General features: G+C 60.6%; 15 protein-coding genes and 3 pseudogenes. 14 read left to right on the forward strand and 4 right to left on the reverse strand.

The genetic code is table 11. The features are described from left to right. From CUN63_RS05625 to edd, 3 genes are all read right to left on the reverse strand, one after another. A partial coding sequence (locus CUN63_RS05625; protein WP_165353231.1) for a transposase occupies positions 1–226 on the reverse strand: 226 nt, incomplete at its 3' end. A 147-nt stretch (positions 227–373) separates the two neighbouring features. Further along, positions 374–1,324 (reverse strand): glucokinase, encoded by a 951-nt coding sequence (locus CUN63_RS05630; RefSeq protein WP_129437804.1) that lies wholly within the window; start codon positions 1,322–1,324, stop codon positions 374–376. Continuing rightward, the gene (gene edd / locus CUN63_RS05635; protein ID WP_046049478.1) at positions 1,321–3,147 is read right to left on the reverse strand and encodes a phosphogluconate dehydratase; all 1,827 of its coding nucleotides are present in this window, start codon (positions 3,145–3,147) and stop codon (positions 1,321–1,323) included. The genes CUN63_RS05630 and edd overlap by 4 nt, the downstream gene beginning before the upstream one ends. Positions 3,148–3,367: 220 nt before the next feature. Here edd and gap point away from each other — a divergent pair, with 220 nt between their 5' ends. From gap to CUN63_RS05685, 10 genes and pseudogenes are all read left to right on the forward strand, one after another. Next, complete coding sequence (gene gap / locus CUN63_RS05640) at positions 3,368–4,369, forward strand: type I glyceraldehyde-3-phosphate dehydrogenase (RefSeq protein ID WP_129437806.1); 1,002 nt, start codon at positions 3,368–3,370, stop codon at positions 4,367–4,369. Between the two features lie 161 nt (positions 4,370–4,530). Further along, positions 4,531–4,995: a methylglyoxal synthase gene (locus CUN63_RS05645; RefSeq protein ID WP_129437808.1), complete on the forward strand. Its 465-nt coding sequence runs from the start codon at positions 4,531–4,533 to the stop codon at positions 4,993–4,995. 77 nt (positions 4,996–5,072) lie between these two features. Then, positions 5,073–5,591 carry an RNA polymerase sigma factor gene (locus CUN63_RS05650; RefSeq protein WP_033056830.1) on the forward strand — a complete coding sequence of 173 codons (519 nt, stop codon included), beginning with the start codon at positions 5,073–5,075 and terminating at the stop codon, positions 5,589–5,591. A gap of 196 nt (positions 5,592–5,787) precedes the next feature. Then, positions 5,788–6,696: a FecR domain-containing protein gene (locus CUN63_RS05655; protein ID WP_129437810.1), complete on the forward strand. Its 909-nt coding sequence runs from the start codon at positions 5,788–5,790 to the stop codon at positions 6,694–6,696. A gap of 179 nt (positions 6,697–6,875) precedes the next feature. Then, on the forward strand, positions 6,876–9,440 hold the full coding sequence (locus tag CUN63_RS05660) for a TonB-dependent receptor (RefSeq protein ID WP_129437812.1): 2,565 nt from the start codon (positions 6,876–6,878) through the stop codon (positions 9,438–9,440). A gap of 114 nt (positions 9,441–9,554) precedes the next feature. Continuing rightward, positions 9,555–10,163: a biliverdin-producing heme oxygenase gene (locus tag CUN63_RS05665; RefSeq protein WP_129437814.1), complete on the forward strand. Its 609-nt coding sequence runs from the start codon at positions 9,555–9,557 to the stop codon at positions 10,161–10,163. 162 nt (positions 10,164–10,325) lie between these two features. Continuing rightward, entirely contained in the window at positions 10,326–10,715 is a 390-nt protein-coding gene (locus CUN63_RS05675; protein ID WP_129437818.1) for a YbaN family protein, read from the forward strand. Between the two features lie 451 nt (positions 10,716–11,166). Next, positions 11,167–12,126: pseudogene (locus tag CUN63_RS32660) on the forward strand (chemotaxis protein); the annotation flags it as partial. Between the two features lie 378 nt (positions 12,127–12,504). Then, positions 12,505–13,032, forward strand: a pseudogene (locus CUN63_RS32665) (methyl-accepting chemotaxis protein); the annotation flags it as partial. Between the two features lie 115 nt (positions 13,033–13,147). Next, positions 13,148–14,479, forward strand: a complete 1,332-nt coding sequence (locus tag CUN63_RS05685) for a CoA transferase (RefSeq protein WP_129437822.1) — start codon at positions 13,148–13,150, stop codon at positions 14,477–14,479. A gap of 144 nt (positions 14,480–14,623) precedes the next feature. On the opposite strand, the gene CUN63_RS05690 is transcribed toward CUN63_RS05685, so the two are convergent. Further along, positions 14,624–15,487, reverse strand: a complete 864-nt coding sequence (locus tag CUN63_RS05690; RefSeq protein ID WP_129437824.1) for a DNA-3-methyladenine glycosylase — start codon at positions 15,485–15,487, stop codon at positions 14,624–14,626. A gap of 179 nt (positions 15,488–15,666) precedes the next feature. Here CUN63_RS05690 and CUN63_RS05695 point away from each other — a divergent pair, with 179 nt between their 5' ends. The 4 genes and pseudogenes from CUN63_RS05695 to CUN63_RS05710 form a co-directional block, all read left to right on the forward strand. Next, positions 15,667–16,026, forward strand: coding sequence for a DUF5064 family protein (locus CUN63_RS05695; RefSeq protein WP_129437825.1), 360 nt, complete (start codon positions 15,667–15,669; stop codon positions 16,024–16,026). A 190-nt stretch (positions 16,027–16,216) separates the two neighbouring features. Continuing rightward, positions 16,217–17,725 (forward strand): sigma-54-dependent transcriptional regulator, encoded by a 1,509-nt coding sequence (locus CUN63_RS05700; RefSeq protein ID WP_129437827.1) that lies wholly within the window; start codon positions 16,217–16,219, stop codon positions 17,723–17,725. A gap of 450 nt (positions 17,726–18,175) precedes the next feature. Next, a complete protein-coding gene (gcvH, locus tag CUN63_RS05705) occupies positions 18,176–18,559 on the forward strand; it encodes a glycine cleavage system protein GcvH (protein ID WP_007949423.1) in 384 nt (127 codons plus the stop codon). 11 nt (positions 18,560–18,570) lie between these two features. After that, positions 18,571–19,049, forward strand: a pseudogene (locus tag CUN63_RS05710) (glycine dehydrogenase (aminomethyl-transferring)); the annotation flags it as partial.

Consider the following 19,049-nt stretch of genomic DNA (forward strand, 5'->3'; position numbering starts at 1 on the left):
TTGCCGGATCGCTGTAGCCGAACCAATTCTGCATTAGATGAACCCGCAACATAGCCATCAACGGATACGCCGGACGGCCACCTTCGCCCTTCGGATAGTGTGGCTCGATCAAGGCAATCAGGCCCTTCCAAGGCACCACCTGATCCATCTCGATCAGGAAGCGCTCGCGGCGGGTCTGCTTACGTTTTCCGGCATATTCGGCATCGGCGAAGGACATCTGTTTCATCGGGGTTCAACCGCTCAGTTTGTGCGAGGTGCGTATTTCACCAAATCTGGATGTCTTTTTCAGAGTTTCCCTAGGGATAAATACACATTCTGAAAATGTAAGTAATCCTGTGGGAGCGAGCTTGCTCGCGATGAAGGCGACTCGGTCTTAGGCCTGGTCGAGCGCCACACCCGCGCCCACAAGGCCGGAGTACGGCGCCGTCACCAGCCACACCGGGATGCCTTTGAAGTAATCGCTCATGCAACCCTTGTCGGCAAAGCATCGGGCAAAGCCGCTTTCGATGAAGAAATCGGCGAACCGCGGAATCACTCCGCCCACGATGTACACGCCACCCCGCCCGCCCGTGGTCAGCACGTTGTTGCCGGCCACACGACCCAGCCAGCAGCAGAACTGCTCGAGCACTTCCAGGGCAATCGGATCACCCGCCAGACCGGCTGCGGTAATCGACTCGGGGGAATTCAGCACGGGTTCATGACCGTCCACTGCACAAATCGCCCGATAGACCCGCGGCAAACCGCTGCCGCTCAACGCCGTTTCAGCGCTGACATGGCCGATCTCATTGAAGATGTGCTGCCACAGTTGAGTTTCCCGCGGACTGCTCAGCGGCAAATCGACGTGACCGCCCTCCCCCGGCAACGCGGCGAAACGACCTTCGCCGAGGTCGAGCAACGTGCCGACGCCCAGGCCCGTCCCCGGACCGATCACCACCGCCGGCCGCAACGGTTCCGCCGTGCCTTCGCAGACCACCCGAAACTCGTCCGGCTGCAAACGGGTCATGCCCAGCGCCATCGCCGAGAAGTCGTTGACCAGCAACAGTTGATCCACCTGCAAGGTCTTGCAGAACCTCTTGCGGCTGAGTCGCCAGTGATTGTTGGTGAACTTGAATTCATCGCCGCTGACGGGGCCGGCCACCGACAGGCACACCGAACCGATCGAACCCGGTTCCAGGCCAAGCCCGCTCAGGTAGAGAGCAATTGCCTCTTCCGGGCTGGCGTGGTCGGCCGTTGCCAGCACCTGGATCGATTCCAGCTGCTGGTTTTTCCACAACGCGAAACGTGCGTTGGTCCCACCGATGTCACCGACCAAAGCCAGTTTCAATTAAGCGTCTCCAGGGCAGAAGTAAAGGCGCTGGCGCCCTGCTCCGCCGAGCTGAAGGCCATGCGCATGAAACCAAACAGTTCGCGACCGCTGCCAATGTTATTGCCCAACAGGCCTTTGGCAGGTTCGCGCGCTGCGAATTCGTCGGCGTCCACCTTAAGCTCAAGAGTGCCTTTGACGCCATCGACGCGGATGATATCGCCCTCTTGCACCCGCGCCAAAGCGCCGCCCACATACGCTTCGGGGCTGACGTGAATCGCCGCCGGGATTTTCCCCGACGCACCGGACATACGCCCGTCGGTCACCAGCGCGACTTTGAAGCCGCGATCCTGCAGCACGCCGAGGAACGGCGTCATCTTGTGCAGCTCCGGCATGCCGTTGGAACGCGGGCCCTGGAAGCGCATCACCGCGACGAAATCCTTCTCGAGCAAACCGGCCTTGAATGCATCGGCCAGGTCCTGCTGATCCTGGAACACCATGGCCGGTGCTTCGACGACCTGGTTTTCCAAAGCGACGGCGGACACTTTCATGACACCGCGGCCGAGGTTGCCTTCCATCACTCGCAAGCCGCCCTCTGGCGAGAATGCGCGAGCGACCGGACGCAGGATGGTTTCGTCGAGGCTTTCGATCGGGCCTTCGCGCCAGACCAGTTCGCCGTTTTCGAGGAACGGTTCCATGGTGTAGCGGCTGAGGCCATGGCCCAAAACCGTGTTGACGTTTTCATGCAGCAACCCGGCTTCCAGCAATTCGCGGATCAGGAACGACATGCCGCCCGCCGCCTGGAAGTGGTTGATGTCGGCTTTGCCGTTCGGGTAGACGTGGCTCAGGGTCGGCACCACCTCGGAGAGGTCGGCCATGTCCTGCCAGGTCAATTGAATGCCCGCCGCCATGGCGATCGCTGGCATGTGCAGCGTGTGGTTGGTCGAGCCGCCGGTGGCGTGCAACGCAACAATCGAGTTGACCAGCGAACGTTCGTCGACGATTTCGCCGATCGGCATGAAGTCGCCGCTCTGCTTGGTCAGACGCGTGACCTGATGCGCCGCTTCGCGGGTCAGGGCATCACGCAACGGGGTGTTCGGGTTGACGAAAGAGGCGCCCGGCAAGTGCAGGCCCATGACTTCCATCAACAACTGGTTGGTGTTGGCGGTGCCGTAAAAGGTGCAGGTACCCGGGCTGTGGTAGGACTTCATCTCCGATTCCAGCAGCTCTTCGCGGCTGGCCTTGCCTTCGGCATAGCGCTGGCGCACGTCGGCTTTCTGCTTGTTGGAAATGCCCGAGACCATCGGTCCGCCCGGGACGAAGATCGTCGGCAGATGACCGAAACGCAGCGCGCCCATCATCAGGCCCGGCACGATTTTGTCGCAGATGCCGAGCATCAGCGCGCCATCGAACATGTTGTGGGACAGCGCCACGGCGGTGGACAGCGCAATCACTTCGCGGCTCGGCAGGCTCAGCTCCATGCCTGGCTCGCCCTGGGTCACGCCATCGCACATGGCCGGGGTGCCGCCGGCGAACTGGCCGACGGAGCCGATTTCACGCAGGGCCTTTTTGATCTGTTCAGGAAAGACTTCGTACGGCTGGTGCGCCGAGAGCATGTCGTTATAGGACGAAACAATCGCAATGTTGGCGGAGTTCATCATCCGCAGACTGTTCTTGTCGTCGGTGCCGCAACCGGCTACGCCGTGGGCGAAGTTGGCGCATTGCAGCTTGCCGCGCATGGGACCGTCGCTGGCAGCACCACGAATCAGTGCAAGGTAAGCCTCACGCGTGGCGCGGCTGCGGGCGATAAGCCGTTCGGTGACCTCAAGGACGCGGGGATGCATGTTTAGAACTCCAGGCTAACGGATGTGGCGACCTGATTGTCTATGCTGAACAAGAGCCGTTGTCGATGGGATGACAGACGGTTTTCTTGATCGGTCGGACCAGTTGATTCAGGTCACTCGTTGTAGATTGAACAAAATATTGCCATTAAAAAGGCTTGTTTTCTATTTTTATGCGAATAATCTTGTAATTCCAACAACAAAACGACGGCGGCCCTGTTAAATGACTCTTCGAATCGCAATCAATGGTTTTGGCCGAATTGGCCGTAACGTCCTGCGCGCACTGTATACCCAAGGTTATCGCCAGGATCTGCAGATCGTTGCCATCAATGACCTGGGCGACAGCGCGATGAACGCTCATCTGCTCAAGTACGACACTGTTCACGGCACGTTCGATGCCGATGTCCAGCACGATCGGGAAAGCCTGACCGTCAACGGCGACCGTATTTCTGTCAGCGCCATTCGCAACCCGGCCGAACTACCGTGGGCTGCCGAGAAGATCGACGTCGTATTCGAATGCACCGGTTTGTTCACCGACCGCGACAAAGCCGCCGCGCATATTACGGCCGGCGCACGCAAAGTGATCATCTCGGCCCCGGCCAAAGGCGCCGACGCCACTGTGGTGTATGGCGTTAACCACGACATTCTGCGCCAATCGCACCAGATCATTTCCAATGCTTCGTGCACCACCAACTGCCTGGCCCCGGTGGCTCAGGTGTTGCACCGCGAGCTGGGAATCGAAAGCGGTCTGATGACCACTATTCACGCCTACACCAACGATCAGCACCTGACCGACGTCTATCATGTCGATCCGTATCGTGCGCGTTCGGCCACGCAGAACATGATCCCGAGCAAAACCGGCGCGGCTGAAGCGGTCGGTCTTGTGCTGCCGGAACTGGCGGGCAAACTGACCGGTATGTCGGTACGCGTGCCGGTGATCAACGTGTCGCTGGTGGACCTGACCGTGCAACTCAAGCGTGAAGCGTCGGCCGATGAAGTGAACGCACTGCTGAAAGAAGCCAGCCAGCACTCGAAAATTCTCGGTTACAACACCCTGCCGCTGGTCTCCAGCGACTTCAACCACAACCCGCTGTCGTCGATCTTTGACGCCAACCACACCAAGTCCAGCGGCAAGCTGCTCAAGGTGCTGGCCTGGTACGACAACGAATGGGGCTTCTCCAACCGCATGCTCGATAACTGCCTGGCGCTGTGCAACGCTGAATAAACCGATGACCACCGTAGGCGGCCCGAAGGTTCAACGATCAAAAGATCGCAGCCTTCGGCAGCTACAGGTTTTGCGTCGCACCATGCCTTGTAGGAGCTGCCGAAGGCTGCGATCTTTTGATCTTCAGCGCCGACGGCGGATAAACGTCTGGAGCAGCACCGATGATCGGTATCAGCTTTACGCAAAAGACCATGGCAGCGCGCAAGCGTATTGCCCTGGTCGCCCATGACCACTGCAAGGTGTTTTTGCTGGACTGGGCCCAGCGGCAGAAAGACAGACTCGCACAGCATGAACTGGTCGCCACCGGCACCACCGGGTTGTTGTTGCAACAACGCCTGAATTTGCCTGTGGAGAGCATGATTAGCGGTCCGTTGGGCGGCGACCAGCAACTCGGCGCGCGAATCGCCGAGCAGCGGGTCGACATGCTGGTGTTCTTCTGGGACCCGTTCGAACCACAGCCGCACGACCCGGACATCAAGGCGTTATTGCGCGTCGCGGCGGTCTGGAACATCCCCGTCGCCTGCAATGAATGCAGCGCCGACTACCTGCTCAGCAGCCCGATGATGGAGCAGGCGCACGAACATCGGATCCCCGATTACGCGACCTATCTGCTGGGCCGCGCCTAGCCCTTCACAAATCAATACTTGACCACTCGAGCGAATGATAAGCATTATCATTCGCTCGAAATGGATCAGGTTCTCCCGTGAGTCAATCTCGCTTCAATCACGTCTTCATCGCCCAGCGAGTCTCTCTGCTGCGCACATTGGAGCGGATGGTCAACAATCACAGCACCGCCGAAGACCTCCTGCAGGAGACCTACCTGCGAGTGACCCGGGCGCTCAGTGAGCGGGCCATCGATCACCTTGAGCCCTTCGTTTTCCAGACCGCCCGCAACCTGGCACTGGACCATTTGCGTGCGCGGCGCATTCAGTCCCGCACGATGCTCGACGACGTGCCGCTGGACGTGGTGGAAAGCGTCGCCGCCCCCGCCAGCAGTGCCGAGGACGCCGCCCATGCCGAACAATTGCTCGAGCGTTTGAACGTGAGCCTCAATGAACTCAGCGCCCGTCAGCAGCAGATTTTCATCCTCAGTCGTCTGCACGGGCACAGCTATCTGGAGATCGCCGAGAAGCTCGGCGTGTCATTGAGCACCGTGCAAAAGGAGCTGAAACTGATCATGGCGATCTGCATCGGCGTGGCCGAACGGTTAAACGGCGACTGAATCTGTAGGCTAATTCTCTATGTGTGAGGATGCCCTGCACTGACTATCGGGCTTTGCTACCCTTGCCCCACTTTCAAGCTTCACTAAAAAAACAGCGGTGCCAAGACACTGCCGAGGAAACACCGTGACGGACACACTTCCAGTGCCTCCCCCCGCCCCCCCTCCGCCCTCCCCGGCGCGGGACCCCGCAAGCGCGATGGACCAGGCCCTGGACTGGCTGATCGTGCTGGACAGTCCGAGCGAGGAACAAACCCGACAGTTTCACGACTGGCTGGCCGCCGATCCGCTGCATGCCGAGGCGTTCGCCAAAGCTCAGGCGATCTGGGAGGGCCCGCAAGTCGTGCAATGCGCGCAGAGCCTGGCCGCCCGGCCGCCGAAAGTGGCCGTCCTGTCGCGCCTGCGACCGCACTGGAAACCCTTGGCCACCGCCGCCGTGCTGATCCTCGGTTTGTTCAGTTTCAGCAATCTGCCGATTCGCCTGCAGGCTGATCACCTGACGGTGGTCGGTGAACGCCAGCGGCTGCAACTGGAGGATGGCTCGAAGGTCCTGCTCAATACCAACTCGGCCTTCTCCAGCACCATCAACGATCAACAGCGCGTTGCCCGTTTGTATCAAGGCGAGGCGTTTTTCGAGGTACCGGCCAATCGCGGCCAGCCGCTGGAAATCGACGCCGGGCCGGTCAAGGCCAGCGTGCGGGACACCGCGTTTGCGGTGCGCTATCTGGACGGCGTGGCACAGGTTCGAGTACAGCGTGGGGATGTCGACTTGCGAGCGACCCGCGACGACGCGCGAATTCGCTTGTCCGCCGGAGAAAGCATCCGCATCGGCCCCAACGGTTTCGATCGCCCCGACAGACTCGATGCCGCGACCGACCTGGCGTGGGTCCAGGGTCGACTGGTGTTTGAAAACTGCCCGCTGAGCCAAGTGCTGGCGGAGCTGCGTCGTTACTATCCCGGCTGGATCATCAACAACAACGAGCAGTTAGCCGACATCGCCGTCACCGGCAATTACCGCCTCGACCAGCCGTTGGACGTGGTCCGCTCGCTTGCCCACATCACCTCGGCGCGGCTCCAGGAATTCCCGGCGCTGGTGATTCTGAACTAGGGGGCGTTCTCAATTAGTTTCCCCGCGGTGGGGAAACTAATTGAGAACGCCCCCTAGATGAGAATTATTTTTACTCGATAGCCAAACCCCGTACGTCTCGTTATAGCCAATGCAATTGATTCGCATCTCCGGATGCCAATCAGCACCTATAAAGATTCGTGCGACACGGAGCGCTATCGATGTCCTCTCGCCTTACCCGCCAACCTTCTTCACCTTCTCGCGTGCTGTCGCTGCTGACCGCCGCCATCCTGATGGCCGGCAGCGCGCAGCTCTGCGCCGCCACCGCTGCCGAGCAACCGACCCGCAACATGGGCGATTACGCGTTCGCCATCCCTCAGCAATCGCTGGTCTCGGCACTCAATGCCTTTACCGCCGTGACCGGTTGGCAGGTCGGCTTGCCGGCAGAACTGGCTGAAGGCGTGGCCTCGCCGGGCGTACGGGGTTCGCTGCCGCCGGAGAAAGCCCTCGATCGCCTGTTGGTGGGGACCAACCTGAGCTATCGCAAACTGGGCACCAACAACATCGTCCTGGAGAAGCGCAGCAACAGCAGCGCGCTCAACCTGGACCAGGTGACCATCAGCGCCACCCGCCAGGAGCAAAGCATCGACAGCGTGCCGAGCACCGTCACCGTTCACACCCGTGAAGAGCTGGACCGCAACAACGTGAATAACATCAAGGATCTGGTGCGCTACGAGCCCGGTGTTTCGGTAGGCGGTGCCGGTCAACGCGCCGGTCTCACTGGCTACAACATCCGCGGCATCGACGGCGACCGCGTACTGACCCAGGTCGACGGTGTGCAGGTGCCCGACAGCTTCTTCAACGGCCCTTACGCCCAGAGCAACCGCAACTACGTCGACCCCGAGATCGTCAAGCGCGTCGAGATCCTGCGCGGCCCGGCGTCCGTGCTCTACGGCAGCAACGCCATCGGCGGCGCGGTCAGCTACTACACGCTGGACCCGGACGACCTCATCAAACCGGGCAAGGATGTCGGCGCGCGCCTGAAAACCGGCTACAGCTCGGCCGACGACAGCTGGCTGACCTCTGGCACGGTGGCCGGCCGCACCGGCGACTTCGACGGCCTGTTGCACTTGAGTCAGCGCAATGGTCATGAAACAAAGTCCTACGGCGAAACCGGCGGCACCGGCCTGAACCGCACCGAGGCCAACCCCGAGGACGTGCGCACCACCAACGTGCTGGCCAAACTGGGCTGGGACTACGCCGACGATGCGCGCTTCGGCCTGACTTACGAGCACTACAAGGACGACCGCGACACTAATCAGCTGAGCGCAGTGGGCGGCCCGTTCAACGCAGGACGAGGTTTCGGCTTCTATAAATCCCGTACCGGCAACGACACCGTCACCCGCGAACGCTTCGGTCTGGAACACAGCTTCGGCCTGGACAGCGTCCTGGCTGACAACATCAAGTGGACGCTGAACTACCAGATCGCCAAGACCGATCAGAGCACCGAAGAAATCTACGCGCCGTCGCGCACCGTGCTGCGCAACCGCGATACCACCTACAAGGATCGCCAATGGGTGTTCGATGCCCAGGCTGACAAGTCGTTCGCCATCGCCGACACCGACCACCGCGTCACCTATGGCACGACCATCAAACAGGACAAAGTCACCGGCCTGCGTACCGGTAGCGGCACCTGCCTGACCGTGGCCGGCGCTTGCCGGGTCATCGGTGCCGCCAGCGCCGCCGACACCCTGAAACCGGCCAGCGATTTCCCGGACCCGACCATCAACAGCTACAGCCTGTTCGCCCAGGATCAGATCAGCTGGGGCAACTGGACCTTCCTGCCCGGCGCACGCTACGACTACACCCAGCTCAAGCCGCACATCACCGACGAGTTCCTGGTCACCGCCGACCAAAGCGGCAACGGTGTGGTGAGCGAGGACACCAAGACCTGGCATCGTCTGTCGCCAAAATTCGGCACCACCTATAGCTTCAACGATAACTACACCTGGTATGGCCAGTACGCCGAAGGCTTCCGCACGCCGACCGCCAAGGCGCTGTACGGTCGCTTTGAAAACCTGGCCGGCGGCTATCAGGTCGCGCCCAATCCCGACCTGGAACCGGAAAAGAGCAAGAGCTATGAAACCGGCCTGCGCGGCCAGTTCGAGGCAGGCACTTTCGATGTGGCGGTGTTCTACAACAAATACCGCGACTTCATCGACGAGAACGCAATCACGCCCGGCTACACCGAGACCACGTTCCAGAGCAACAACATCGCCCACGCCACCATCAAAGGCGTGGAGCTCAAGGGACGCCTGAACCTCGACAGCTTCGGCGCCCCGACCGGTCTCTACACCCAAGGTTCGGTGGCCTACCTGTATGGCCGTAACGATGAAAGCGGCCAGCCGCTGAACAGCATCAACCCGCTGACCGGCGTGTTCGGCCTGGGTTACGACCAGGACAACTACGGCGCCCTGTTGAGCTGGACACTGGTCAAACGCAAGACCCGCGTCGACAGCACCAGCTTCAAAACCCCTGACGGCACCAGCACCCAGTTCAAGACCCCGGGTTATGGCGTGCTTGACCTGGCCGGCTTCTACAAGGTGACCGACGACGTAACCGTCAACGCTGGTTTGTACAACCTGACCAACAAGAAGTACTGGCAGTGGGACGACGTGCGCGGTTACGACAGCGTCGGCGAAGCCTCGGTCACTCAACCGGCCAACCTCGACCGCCTGACCCAACCGGGTCGCAACTTCGCGATCAATCTGGTCTGGGATATCTGAGCCTGCCACCTCACTGCGCTGCTTTTAAAGAAGTGGCGCAGTGAGGTTTTTTTACTGTCAGGCGCCACGTCATTCGTCTCGTTACCAAGCGCCTCTTTTTCTCAAGGACTTCTCATGACCTCTCAGGACACTGCTCAACGCCCAGCTCTGCGTTCGCAACGTTTGAACCAGATCACAAACGAGCCTCACACCAAGCTTGATGCCTTGGTCAAAGCCCACGCACCGTTTGAAACCCAGGCCAACTTCGCGCGTTTCGTGGTGGCTCAGTATTTGTTTCAGTCGGAACTGGTCTCGCTGTACAACGATGCCGAATTGACCGCCATCGTCCCGGACCTGCCAGCTCGCTGCCGTGCTGAAGCGGCCAAGGCGGATCTGGCTGATCTGGAAACTGAAGTTCCGGCCCCCGTCGCCGGGGCGGTGAAGAATCCAACCAAAGCCGAAGCACTTGGCTGGCTGTTCGTCTCTGAAGGTTCGAAACTCGGCGCAGCCTTCCTGATCAAGCGTGCCGTGGGTCTCGGCTTGAGCGAAACCTTTGGTGCCCGCCATCTCGGTGAACCGGCCGGTGGTCGCGCTGAAGGCTGGAAAAGCTTCGTCAAAACCCTCGACGGGCTGGAACTCAGCGCACAAGAAGAAGCCGAGTTGGATAAAGGCGCAATCGACGCGTTCAACCGCTTTACCGTGTTGCTGGAACAGGCCTACGCCACCACCCCTGAATTCGCCTGACGGAATGCATTCCCCTGTGGGAGCGAGCTTGCTCGCGATAGCGGCTTAACATTCAACAGAGATGTTGAATGGTAGATCTCTATCGCGAGCAAGCTCGCTCCCACCGGGTTTGAGCAGGTCTTCCAAATTCCGATCTTGCCTCTTACGACCTCCCTTGAGTCCATGCCTGCCTCCTCAAAACTCGCCCGAATCCTCTTCGGCCTGCTCGCCTACCTCAGCCTGGGCATCGGCCTGATCGCCATCGTCTTACCCGGACTGCCGACCACCGAGTTCATCCTGCTGGCCGCCTGGGCCGCGACTAAAAGTTCGCCGCGTCTGAGCGCCTGGCTGGAAAACCATCGGCTGTTCGGTTCCATCCTGCGCAACTGGCGCAACGGCAAAATCATCGCCCGCCGAGCCAAGGTCAGCGCCACCGTCAGCATGCTGCTGTGCGCCGGGTTGATGCTGGTGATGCTCGATCATGGCTGGCCGATCTTTCTGGCGATTGCCGGGATGAGCCTGGGCAATCTGTGGATCTGGTCGCGGCCGGAATCGTTGCCGACAATTTCCTGAATTTCTGCCCTTTTCAGGGCATTTTCCTGCGCAAACGTTCACCTGTTACCGTTCGTCGGCTTCACGTTCATGCAACCTGCGCCCACGCCGATGTGCATTAAATGGCGCTGAATGGACTTGGCGAACCGGGTCGATCCCGACTCACAGCCAACACCTCATCCATTCGCGAGTTCGTCCTATGTTCGACTCTCTCTCCATCCGCCTGAAAATCGTCCTGCTGTCCGGTCTGTGCCTGCTGGGCGTGGTCGTCCTGATCGTCGGCATGAACATCTACCAGACCGATCAGAACGATGAACTGGTCAGCGCCTCCAGCAGCAAGATGCTCACCGCCAGCGTGCAGAACCTGCTCCAGGCCAAGGCCGCCGAGCAAGCGGTGCGGGTGCAGAAGACCTTCGGCGAAAATCTGCTGGTGGTGACTGCCCTGGCCGATCAGATCGAGGACATGCGCAACATGGCGAGCAAGCACTCTCTTGACGCCGGCGTCCTGCGTGAAGAGTTGAACCAGAGCCTGAAAACCGCCTTCGAACGCAACAGCAAAGTGCTCGGCATCTGGCTGGCATTCGAGCCCAATGGCCTCGACGGCAAGGACAGCGAGTTCGCCAACGATGCGGCTCGCCAGTCCAACGAAGTCGGTCGTTTCGCCAGCTACTGGAGCCGTGCCGGCGGTGTCGGGATCAACACGATCATGGTCGAAGACGACATGACCAAAACCACCTTGAGCCTCAGCGGCACACCCTATAACAGCTGGTACACCTGCCCTCGCGACAGCAAGCGCACCTGCCTGCTCGACCCGTATGCCGACACTGTCGCCGGCAAGGAAATGCTGATGACCACCATTTCCGTACCGCTGCTGGTGGATGGCAAGTCCATCGGCGTGGTCGGTGTGGACATTGCCCTCGACGCCCTGCAAGCAGCGGCTGTCGATTCTCAACGTGATCTGTTCAACAGCGCCGGACACATGTTGATCGTCTCCGGCAGCGGCGTACTCGCCGGTTACAGCGTGGACGCGAGCAAGGTCGGCAAAAGCATCGGCGACACCTTGGGCGCGGACGGCAAGGACGTCCTGCAACTGCTCAGCGGTGGGACGCCGAAGATTCTCGAACAGGGCGACCTGATCCGCGCGGTGTACCCGGTCAGTCCGATTGCCGAGTCCAAGGCCTGGGGCGTGGTGATCGACCTGCCGAAACAAGTGTTGCTGGCCGACTCGGTCAAGCTGCAGGCCGTACTCAATGACGCTCAGCAAAGCGGCACGATCAAAGCCGTTTTGGTGGCAGTGATTGCCGGCCTGGTCGGACTGTTGCTGATCTGGCTCACGGCGTCCGGTGTGACCCGGCCGATCAACAGCGTAGCCGAGATGCTCAAGGCGATTGCCAGCGGCGACGGCGACCTGACGCAGCGTCTGCACTACAGCAAGAAAGACGAACTGGGCGAACTGGTGAGCTGGTTCAACCGCTTCCTCGACAAGTTGCAACCGACCATCGCGCAGATCAAACAAAGCATCACCGATGCGCGCGGCACCGCCGACCAGTCTTCGGAAATCGCCCGCCAGACCAGCGAAGGCATGCAGGTGCAATTCCGCGAAATCGACCAGGTCGCCACCGCGTCCAACGAAATGAGCGCCACCGCCCACGACGTCGCCAACAGTGCCTCGAACGCGGCGAACGCGGCCAAGGGTGCCGACCAGTCAGCCCGCGACGGCATGCAGATCATCGAACGCAGCACCCGCGACATCAATCAACTGGCCGACGAAGTCAGCAAGGCCGTGACCGAAGTCGAAGCGTTGGCAGTCAACAGCGAGCAGATCGGCTCGGTGCTGGAAGTGATCCGCAGCATCGCCGAACAAACCAACCTGCTGGCGCTCAACGCGGCGATTGAAGCGGCGCGTGCCGGGGAAAGCGGGCGCGGGTTTGCGGTGGTAGCCGATGAAGTGCGCAACCTGGCCAAACGCACCCAGGATTCGGTGGAAGAAATTCGCATCGTGATCGAACGCATCCAGACCGGCACTCGCGGCGTGGTGGCCACGATGCATTCGAGCCAGACTCAAGCTCACAGCAATGCCGGGCAGATCCAGCAAGCCGTCCAGGCCTTGAGCAAAATCAGCGACGCGGTGACGGTCATCAGCGACATGAACCTGCAAATCGCCAGCGCCGCCGAACAGCAAAGCGCCGTGGCCGAAGAGGTCAATCGCAACGTCTCGGCGATCCGCACCGTCACCGAAACCCTGACCGGCCAGGCCACCGAGTCGGCGCACATCAGCAGCCAGCTCAACTCGTTGACCACCCATCAGATGAAATTGATGGATCAGTTTCGGGTGTAACCCTCAAAAGATCGCAGCCTTCGGCAGCTCCTACACCGATCCCTGTAGGAGCTGCCGAAGGCTGCGATCTTTTGATCTTTTGATCTATGCTGCCCTCTCTCCCGGAGGGCCTTCGATGACTGATTTACTCACGTCCATTCAAGCCGCACTCGGCTTGCCTCACACGCCGATTCCATTCACGTCGAGCGGCGCCCTGCCCTCGGCGTTTGCCGTCACCGACCTGGCGTGCGCCAGCATTGCCGCTGCCGGCCAGGCTGTCAGTGAATGGCTGCAGCAACAAACCGGTCGCTTACCCAGCCTTGAGGTCGATCGGCGCCTGGCCTCTTTCTGGTTCGCCACGTCGATCCGCCCGGTCGGCTGGAGCCTCCCGCCGTTATGGGACCCGGTCGCCGGTGACTACGCCACGAAGGATGGCTGGATCCGCCTGCACACCAACGCGCCCCATCACCGCGCCGCTGCCGAAAAAGTGCTCGGTGCCTGTGCCGACCGTGCAGCGATGGCGAGCAAGGTTGCTCAATGGGCCAAAAGCGATCTGGAGCAGGCCGTGGTCGATGCCGGTGGCTGCGCCGCCGAGATGCGCAGCTGGGCGCAATGGCAGGCGCACCCCCAAGGTCACGCCGTGAACGCCGAGCCGCTGATTCAGTTTGCTGACAACAGTCGCCAGAACGCGAAACCGTGGCAAGGCTCGGTGGCGCAACCGCTGGCCGGGATCAAGGTGCTGGATTTGACCCGAGTGCTCGCCGGCCCGATCGCCAGCCGTTTTCTGGCCGGCCTCGGCGCCGACGTTTTGCGCATCGACCCACCGACCTGGAACGAACCTGGCGTGGTGCCGGAAGTCACCCTGGGCAAACGCTGCGCACGCCTGAACCTGCACGACAAGACGGATCGCGCGGTGTTCGAAAGCCTGCTCAAGGACGCCGACATTCTGCTCCACGGCTACCGCGCCGACGCACTGGAACGCCTGGGTTACGGCGTCGCCGAACGCCAGAAACTGGCGCCCGACCTGATCGACGTCAGCCTTAATGCTTACGGTTGGAGCGGCCCGTGGCAGAACCGCCGCGGCTTCGACAGCCTGGTACAAATGAGCAGCGGAATCGCCGATGCCGGCATGCAGTGGAAACGCGCGGACAAACCGACGCCATTACCCTTGCAAGCGCTCGATCACGCTACCGGGTATTTGATGGCGGCCAGTGCGATTCGATTGTTGGGGCGTAGTGGATCGGCGCGCTTATCGTTGGCGCGTACGGCGAAGTTGCTGATTGAAAATGGTTCGGGAACAGATGAGCCGTTGCGGGCGGAGGATGACAACGATCAAGGACTGCTGGTTGAGCAGACGCCTTGGGGACCGGCGCATCGGTTGCAGGTGCCGCTGAAGATTATCGGGACGCCGTTGCAGTGGGCGATCCCGGCTTCTGAATTGGGTTCTCACCGCGCGCAGTGGTGGTGAGTGCCAGATAGCTATCGTCGGAACGCCGCCCGGAGCAAGCTCGCGCCCACAACTGACCGGGATCTCCCGGACGACCGCGATCAAATGTGGGAGCGAGCTTGCTCGCGATGGGGCCCGAAAAGTCAGCAAAAATCTCGGACTAGCTCAGTCAGTCCGACTCAGTGAAGTCCACAAAAGCTGCGCCGCATAGCCTCGATAGGGTCGCCACGCTTCGGCTCGTTGCAACAATTGCCGAGCCGTCACCGCCTCACCTTCTAGCGCCGCCAGCGCATTGATCAACCCCACATCCCCGCTCGGAAACGCATCCGGATCGCGCAACTGCCGCAAGGCGATGTATTGCGCCGTCCAGTCACCAATCCCGTGCAACGCCAGTAGCCGCGCAACGCCGCCCTCCCGATCCGGCTCAAACAATAAAGGATCATCGAGCAATGCCTGAGCCACACCCGACAGCGTTCGACCACGGCTTTTCGGCATCCCCAACGCTGCCAGATCCACTGACGCCAAAGCGGCAGCCTGAGGAAACACATGGGTCACGCCGGGCAACGACGAAGCCAACGGCTCGCCATACTGCGCCACCAGTTTCCCCGCCAGTTTAATCGCCGCGCCCACGCTAATCTGCTGCCCCAACACCGCACGAATCGCCAACTCCAGGCCATCCCACGCCCCCGGCACCCGCAACCCCGGACGCTCGACAATCAACCGCGCCATCAATGGATCAACCGCCAGTTGCCGATGAATCGTTGCCAGGTCCACATCCAGATCAAACATCCGCCGCAGCCGCGCGATGATCTCTGGCACCGCCGTTGAATCAGGAAAATCCAGCGTCACTTCAAGCGCATCCGTCACTGCGGGCTTGATCGAAAACGTGCCATGAACACCGTTCAACCCGATGCTGCGCGAGTAAACGCCGCCAACCACGACCTCGATCCCGACAATCGCCCGCGCCGACAAAAAAACCAGCATCGCCGACCAGTCATAAGGTGGTTGGTACTCCAGCAGCACCTTCATAACGCCTCCGATTTACGCTGACCAAGATGAACCAAGTTCGCCCGACAGACTGGAAAAGTCGCGGTGATCGGTCCACTCTCGGACACGGCGACACCCGGATAAGCTATCAATAAAAGAAACTCCGAGGGCAGGCCTGAGGTCTGCCCTGATTCAATGCCTTTTTGAAGGAGAAACGCTAAATGGCAACGTTCGAGCCCGGTCACCTGCACATCGAGCGCCACGCGCTGAACAAGGACGATTACAGTTACAACCTGCACATCGAATATGCAGTCAGCCAGGATCCCAAGGAAGGCGAAGGCATGCTCTTCAAGATGCATGGCACGGTTGGGGACAAGGAGCTGAAGGAAGAATTCTTCCTGCCCAAAGATCAGGCCTTCGACTTCGCCCGGCATGCCACGCGCATCGCGCAGAAGTACGGGATGCCCAAAGAGGCCAGTATCGGCTCGATACACAAGGAGTACGACGCCATGTTTGAAGATGTGCGGGAGCAGCTCCACGTCAAATCCGGCGATCCGGTCAAACCCGAACATCTGGAATAACGCTTGGAAGATCAACAGATCGCAGCCTTCGGCAGCTCCTACGCCGAACGCATTCCCCTGTAGGAGCTGCCGAAGGTTCGGGCCGCGTTCGGACGATCTTTTCAAGCCATCCCCATTGCCGATTTCACCTCCCTCCCTCCTCCAAGGCATACTTGCCACCCTCCGCACTCCAGAACCCAAAAAACGCCCCATGCGTATCCACGTCAGCTTCATCGACCGCGTCGGCATTACCCAGGAAGTCCTGGCCCTGCTCGGTGGGCGCAATCTCAATCTGGATGCGGTGGAAATGGTGCCGCCCAACGTCTACATCGACGCCCCGACCTTGAGCCCGGAAGTCCTCGAAGAGCTGCGCGACGCGTTGTTCAGCGTACACGGCGTGCAAGCGGTGACGGTGGTCGACATTCTTCCCGGTCAGCGTCGGCACCTGCAGCTCGATGCGTTGCTCGCGGCCATGACCGACCCGGTCCTGGCGCTGGACAGTGCCGGCAAGGTGCTGTTGGCCAACCCGGCACTGATCGCCTTGTACGGTCGCGAGCCTGACGGCGAAAGCATCGCCGACCTGTTCGCCGACCCGGCACTGCTCGAATCCCTGCTGGAAAACGGCTTCCGCCTGCCGCTGCGGGAAGTCACCGTCAACGGCCAGACGTTGCTGCTGGACGCCACACCGATTACCGACGCCGGCGCCCTGCTGACCCTGTATCAACCGAACCGCATCGGCGAACGCCTCTCGGCGCTGCACCACGACCATGCCGAAGGTTTCGATGCGCTGCTCGGTGAGTCCCCGGCGATTCGCACCCTCAAGGCTCGCGCCCAGCGTGTTGCGGCCCTCGATGCACCGTTGTTGATTCAGGGCGAAACCGGCACCGGCAAAGAACTGGTGGCGCGTGCCTGCCACGCCATTAGCGCCCGGCACAGTTCGCCATTTCTGGCGCTGAACTGTGCGGCATTGCCGGAGAACCTCGCCGAAAGCGAACTGTTCGGCTACGCCCCCGGCGCCTTCACCGGCGCACAACGGGGCGGCAAACCGGGGCTGATGGAACTGGCCAACCAAGGCACGGTGTTTCTCGATGAGATCGGCGAGATGTCGCCGTATTTGCAGGCCAAGTTGCTGCGCTTCTTGAACGACGGCAGCTTCCGCCGGGTGGGCGGGGATCGTGAGGTGAAGGTCAACGTGCGGATCCTCAGCGCCACGCACCGTGACCTGGAAAAAATGGTCAGCGAGGGTTCGTTCCGTGAAGACCTCTTCTATCGCCTCAACGTCCTGAACGTCGAAGTTCCGCCCCTGCGCGAACGCGGCCAGGACATCCTGTTGCTGGCCCGCTACTTCATGCAGCAGGCCTGCGCGCAGATCCAGCGCCCGGTCTGCCGTCTGGCGCCCGGGACCTATCCGGCACTGCTGGGCAATCGCTGGCCGGGTAACGTACGGCAATTGCAGAACGTGATCTTTCGCGCCGCTGCGATTTGCGAAAGCAGCCTTGTCGACATTGGCGACCTCGATATTGCCGGTACCTCCGTGGCGCGCCAGAGTGACAGCGACGTCGACAGCCTCGAACAAGCCATGGAAGAGTTCGAAAAAACCCTGCTGGAAAAACTCTACGTCAGCTACCCCTCAACCCGCCAACTGGCCAGCCGTTTGCAAACTTCCCACACGGCGATCGCCCATCGGTTGCGCAAGTACGGCATTCCCAATAAGCCCTGAAGCCTCACTTGGCTTAGCATTGGAACGCGCGCCCCTGTAGGAGCTGCCGAAGGCTGCGATCTTTTGACTTTGAATTTGCAGCGCCTGCGACAAGATCGCAGCCTTCGGCAGCTCCTACGGGTCGGATTCCAATTCAAGGGCTTCTAACCTGCTCAAAAACGACCTCCGTCTGTACTGAAAGCGCTACAGCGGAACGATATCGCTACACCCTCTCCTGATCACCGCTGTGCAAGGCTTTGATCCACTTAGTCTTTTTTCTCCACCCTGTGCTGTAGCGATTTCGCTACAGCCAGCAAATTCATACACCTTGAACAAACATATAACTCATTGATTTATATCGATTAAATAACATTGGCCGCGATTTTGCTTAGTAACCGCTTATAAAGCAGGGCTTTTGCCCAAGCATTCAATCGCGTCCACCAGACGAGTCTGGCCCCCTTAGGAGTTTCCATGAGCGAGTTGCGTTTTACTGAAGATCACGAATGGCTGCGCACCGAAGCTGACGGCACTGTCACCGTCGGCATCACCGCTTTCGCACAGAACGCCCTCGGCGACGTGGTTTTCGTACAACTGCCTGAGCTGCAGTCCTACGACAAAGGCGCTGAAGCCGCCACCGTGGAATCGGTAAAAGCCGCCAGCGGCGTGTACATGCCGTTGGACGGTGAAGTGCTGGAAGTGAACCCGGCACTCGACAGCAGCCCTGAACTGGTCAACGAAGATCCGCTGGGTGAAGGCTGGTTCTTCCGCTTCCAGCCAACCGATGCATCGGCTGTCGCCAAACTGCTGGATCAAGACGCCTACGACCGTCTGATCAAAGCCAACGCCGAAGCATGAGGAGCGCTGACATGACTCAAGTAAGCCTGACCACCGCCAACGAATTCATCGCCCGCCACATCGGCCCGCGTGCCGGCGACGANCAAGCCATGCTCAANNGCCTCGGNTTCGACTCGCTGGAAGCCCTGAGCGCCAGCGTCATCCCCGACAGCATCAAGGGCACCAGCGTCCTCGGCCTCGAAGACGGCCTNAGCGAAGCCGATGCCCTGGCCTTGATCAAATCCATCGCCGGCAAAAACCAGCTGTTCAAGACCTACATCGGCCANGGCTACTACGGCACGCACACGCCGTCGCCAATCCTGCGCAACCTGCTGGAAAACCCGGCCTGGTACACCGCCTACACCCCGTACCAACCGGAAATCTCCCAGGGCCGTCTCGAAGCGCTGCTGAACTTCCAGACCCTGATCAGCGACCTCACCGGCCTGCCGATCGCCAACGCCTCGCTGCTGGATGAAGCCACCGCCGCCGCCGAAGCGATGACCTTCTGCAA

The organism is Pseudomonas sp. ACM7, from assembly GCF_004136015.1.
Taxonomy (GTDB): Bacteria; Pseudomonadota; Gammaproteobacteria; order Pseudomonadales; family Pseudomonadaceae; genus Aquipseudomonas; species Aquipseudomonas frigoris.

Excerpts from the sequence above, each read along its gene's own strand:
- edd (WP_046049478.1), bottom strand. The coding sequence starts at position 3,147 with ATGCATCCCCGCGTCCTTGAGGTCACCGAACGGCTTATCGCCCGCAGC.
- gap (WP_129437806.1), top strand. The coding sequence starts at position 3,368 with ATGACTCTTCGAATCGCAATCAATGGTTTTGGCCGAATTGGCCGTAAC.
- CUN63_RS05645 (WP_129437808.1), top strand. The coding sequence starts at position 4,531 with ATGATCGGTATCAGCTTTACGCAAAAGACCATGGCAGCGCGCAAGCGT.
- CUN63_RS05655 (WP_129437810.1), top strand. The coding sequence starts at position 5,788 with ATGGACCAGGCCCTGGACTGGCTGATCGTGCTGGACAGTCCGAGCGAG.
- CUN63_RS05660 (WP_129437812.1), top strand. The coding sequence starts at position 6,876 with ATGTCCTCTCGCCTTACCCGCCAACCTTCTTCACCTTCTCGCGTGCTG.
- CUN63_RS05665 (WP_129437814.1), top strand. The coding sequence starts at position 9,555 with ATGACCTCTCAGGACACTGCTCAACGCCCAGCTCTGCGTTCGCAACGT.
- CUN63_RS05675 (WP_129437818.1), top strand. The coding sequence starts at position 10,326 with ATGCCTGCCTCCTCAAAACTCGCCCGAATCCTCTTCGGCCTGCTCGCC.
- CUN63_RS05685 (WP_129437822.1), top strand. The coding sequence starts at position 13,148 with ATGACTGATTTACTCACGTCCATTCAAGCCGCACTCGGCTTGCCTCAC.
- CUN63_RS05690 (WP_129437824.1), bottom strand. The coding sequence starts at position 15,487 with ATGAAGGTGCTGCTGGAGTACCAACCACCTTATGACTGGTCGGCGATG.
- CUN63_RS05695 (WP_129437825.1), top strand. The coding sequence starts at position 15,667 with ATGGCAACGTTCGAGCCCGGTCACCTGCACATCGAGCGCCACGCGCTG.
- CUN63_RS05700 (WP_129437827.1), top strand. The coding sequence starts at position 16,217 with ATGCGTATCCACGTCAGCTTCATCGACCGCGTCGGCATTACCCAGGAA.
- gcvH (WP_007949423.1), top strand. The coding sequence starts at position 18,176 with ATGAGCGAGTTGCGTTTTACTGAAGATCACGAATGGCTGCGCACCGAA.